Here is a 2,162-nt window from a genome sequence, read left to right on the forward strand (position 1 = left end):
CGCGCTGGGCTGCGGATGGCCGGCTGGAGTTCCTGGGCCGGGCTGATGAGCAGGTGAAGGTGCGTGGCTTCCGGATCGAGCCGGGTGAGGTCCAGGCCGCCCTCGCCGCTCACCCCCAGGTGGCCCGCGCGGCTGTCGTCGCCCGCGAGGACACCCCGGGCGACGTACGCCTGGTCGGCTACGTCGTAGCAGACGACGACACGTCCGAACTGCCCGACTCCATCACCCGGTTCATGTCGGCCCGACTGCCGGACTACATGATCCCCTCGGCCATCGTCGTCCTGGACGAGCTCCCGCTGACCGTCAACGGCAAGCTGGATCGCAAGGCCTTGCCTGCCCCGGAGTACCAGGCCGGCGCAGGCCGAGGCCCGGCCAACGCCCGCGAAGAGATCCTCTGCGAGGCCTTCGCCGAGGTGCTCGGGCTCGACAGCGTCGGCGTGGACGACAACTTCTTCGCCCTCGGCGGGCACTCCCTGCTCGCCGTCTCCCTGGTCGAACGCCTGCGGGTGCGCGGTGTCTCCGTCTCCGTACGGGCGTTGTTCGACACCCCGACGGTCGCCGGTCTCGCGGCCGTTCCGGGCGCCGACCAGATTCAGGTGCCCGCCAACGCGATCCCCGAGGGCGCTGCGGAGATCACACCGGAGATGCTGCCGCTGGTGGACCTGACGGCGGAGGAGATCGCCCGGGTCGTCGCCTCGGTCGAGGGCGGCGCGCCGAACGTGGCGGACGTCTACCCGCTCGCCCCGCTCCAGGAGGGCCTGCTCTTCCACCACCTCATGGCCGCCGGAGGCCACGACACCTACGCGGCGCCGACCGTCCTGGACTTCGACTCCCGGGACCGCCTGGACGCGTTCATCGGTGCCCTTCAGCAACTGCTGGACCGGCACGACATCTACCGGACGTCTGTCGTCTGGGAAGGACTGCGCACTCCGGTCCAGGTGGTCTGGCGCCGAGCCGAACTGCCGGTCACGGAGATCGCTCTCGACCCCGGCAACCCGGATCTCGTGGAGCAACTGCTCGAGATCGGCAGATCCCCGATGCACCTGGGCCGGGCCCCGCTCGTCGACCTGCACGTGGCGCCGGTACCCGGCCGAGACACCTGGGTGGCGCTGCTGCGCATGCACCACATGGTGCAGGACCACACGACCCTGGAGGCCGTGTACGAGGAAGTGGTGGCCCTCCTCGGCGGGCGTGGCGACGAACTGGCGCAGCCGCTGCCCTTCCGCGACTTCGTGGCCCACGCCCGGGACGGTGCCGGCCGGTCGGAACACGAGGAGTACTTCGCCGGGCTCCTGGGCGACGTCACCGAGCCCACGCTGCCGTTCGGGCTGGTCGACGTGCACCGGGACGGCAGTGACATGAAGACGGCCCACCTCGGCTTCGCCACCACGCTCGACGAGCGGCTGCGAGCCGTCTCGCGCCGGCTCGGCACCAGCCCGGCGACCCTCGCCCATGTCGCCTGGGCCCGTGTCCTCGCGGCCGTCAGCGGGCACGACGACGTGGTGTTCGGCACCGTGCTTTTCGGCCGGATGAACGCCGGTGCCGGATCGGACCGTGCGATGGGTCTGTTCATGAACACCCTGCCGGTACGGGTGCGTGTCGACGGGACCGGTGTCCTGCAGGCCGTCACCGCGATGCGAGGACAGCTCGCGACCCTGCTGGAACATGAGCACGCCTCGCTGGCGGTCGCCCAGCGGGTCAGCGGCGTACCCGCTGACACGCCCCTGTTCACCTCGATCCTCAACTACCGCCACAACACCGGCTCCGACGTGGACACGACGGCGAACGAGGGCCGGGACGAGGCGGTTCACGGCATCCGCAGGCTGTATCTGAGGCCCCTGAACAACTACCCGCTCACTGTGGCGGTGGACGACGACGGCAACGCCACAGGGCTGGCCGTCGACGCGATGGCCCCCGGCGATCCGCGTGCCGTCGGCGCGCTCATGCGTACCGCGACGGAGGGCCTCGTCTCCGCGCTGGAGCGGGTCCTCGACGGTGCCGCGGACACGCCGCTCGCCGACGTGCATGTCCTGGATGTGGATGAGCGTCGGCGGGTGTTGGTGGAGTGGAACGACACCGGTTCTGTCGGGGTGCCTGTGCTGGTGCCGGAGGCGTTCGAGGTGCGGGTGGCGCGGACTCCGGGTGCGGTGGCGGTGGTCGAC

Annotated in this window: 1 protein-coding gene; it reads left to right on the top strand. The window is 70.9% G+C overall.

The features are described 5' to 3' along the window. On the top strand, positions 1–2,162 hold a 2,162-nt coding region (locus tag K4G64_RS39065; RefSeq protein ID WP_260461578.1), incomplete at both ends, for a condensation domain-containing protein.

The organism is Streptomyces sp. WAC04114 (assembly GCF_019733245.1).
In the GTDB taxonomy this organism is placed as follows: Bacteria; Actinomycetota; Actinomycetes; order Streptomycetales; family Streptomycetaceae; genus Streptomyces; species Streptomyces massasporeus_A.